This window comes from Mesorhizobium sp. P2_D1 (assembly GCF_056404455.1).
The window spans coordinates 1-1,288 of sequence record NZ_JBFUDZ010000133.1 but is presented as its reverse complement, the minus strand read 5'-3'; the positions used below and the strand labels follow the sequence as shown (position 1 = coordinate 1,288).

The window sequence follows — 1,288 nt, the reverse complement described above, 5'->3', positions numbered from 1 at the left end:
GAGGTGGACTTGCGGGCAAAATCAGGCAAGCCGCTCGGCAGATATTTTCCCGAAGTCGTCTCGATGTTGCTTGAGCTGAAAGCCACGGAATTCGTCGCTGATGGCGAGATCGTTATCGAAGTCGATGGCTCGCTTTCTTTTGACGCGCTCCAGATGCGGCTGCATCCGGCAGAAAGCAGGATTCGAAAACTGTCGATGGAAACCCCGGCCAGACTCATACTGTTTGATATGCTGGTCAGTTCCGGTACCAGCTTGATGTATCAGCCTTTGTCCGCACGGCGCGTGGCCCTGGAGGCGTTCGTAAAGTCGGTTGAAAGTACCGGCCTTGAGTTGTCGAGCTGTACCCAGGATTTGGCGACTGCAACGAAGTGGCTCGGCGACTCGGGCCAGGGGTCAACGGATGGCGTCGTGGCCAAGCTCCTAAATGACGAATATCGGCCTGGCGAGCGCACCATGGTGAAAATCAAACGTCTACGCACTGCTGATTGCGTGGTCGGAGGGTTTCGCTACCTGGCGAACTCGCGCGAGGTAGGCTCGTTATTGCTTGGCCTCTACAATGATCAGGGCAAACTCGACCATGTGGGATTTACATCGACAATCGCGCACCAAGACCGGACAACGCTAACGCGACGACTTGAGGCTTTGCGAGCGCCTCCTGGCTTTACAGGCAAGGCGCCCGGCGGCCCCAGCCGCTGGAGCACGGAAAGAAGCGGACAGTGGGAGCCATTGCGGCCAGAGTTGGTCGCAGAAGTGCGTTTCGATCATAGGCGGATCGCGGCCAGACTCCAAAGAAGTTGAAAGCACTGCCGCTTGCACGTCTGCAATCCTGACAATGGCAAAGGCCAACGCGGAGCGGAGCGCCTTTGACCGAGAAGCGAACTGCACCACAGAGGCAACCCCCGTTGCGAACGACATCTTCGCTCATGTCGCGGCTCGCATTGGAGGATCACGGTTCTCATCGGGGTTAGGCACTGGCAGCTCATCGGGCAAAAGATCCGGGTCAGGCTCTCGCACGTCAGGTGTCCAGGTTGGCGCATCCATCGGCGGTTGTTCGCTCGGCTCACGTTTGGGCGGCATGGCTACGCTCCGGGTCTGCCGGTCGGGCGAGAGGTCTTACCGGCCACGGGCCGAGCGTCGCTTTGTCTGGCCGGGAAGGGGTCTGCGAGAGGGCTTTTAGGCGGTGCGCCAGCTGTCTCGGGGCTGGACTGCCCGTGACCCGCGCCTTCGCCGCTTGGGGTTTTTCGCTCGATTTCGGCGCCGGCCGCCTCCGGCTCGTTGACAATTGCAT

The 1,288-nt window shown here is 59.9% G+C and carries 1 protein-coding gene and 1 pseudogene; one reads left to right on the top strand and one right to left on the bottom strand.

The genetic code is table 11. The annotated features are described in order from the left end of the window. Window positions 1-798 (top strand): ATP-dependent DNA ligase (locus AC1D0I_RS32530; protein WP_477400173.1); only part of this gene is annotated, 798 nt, incomplete at its 5' end. On the opposite strand, the pseudogene AC1D0I_RS32525 reads toward AC1D0I_RS32530, so the two are convergent. Further along, window positions 755-925: pseudogene (locus AC1D0I_RS32525) on the bottom strand (GFA family protein); the annotation flags it as partial. The gene AC1D0I_RS32530 and the pseudogene AC1D0I_RS32525 overlap by 44 nt on opposite strands. Between the last annotated feature and the right edge of the window lie 363 nt (window positions 926-1,288).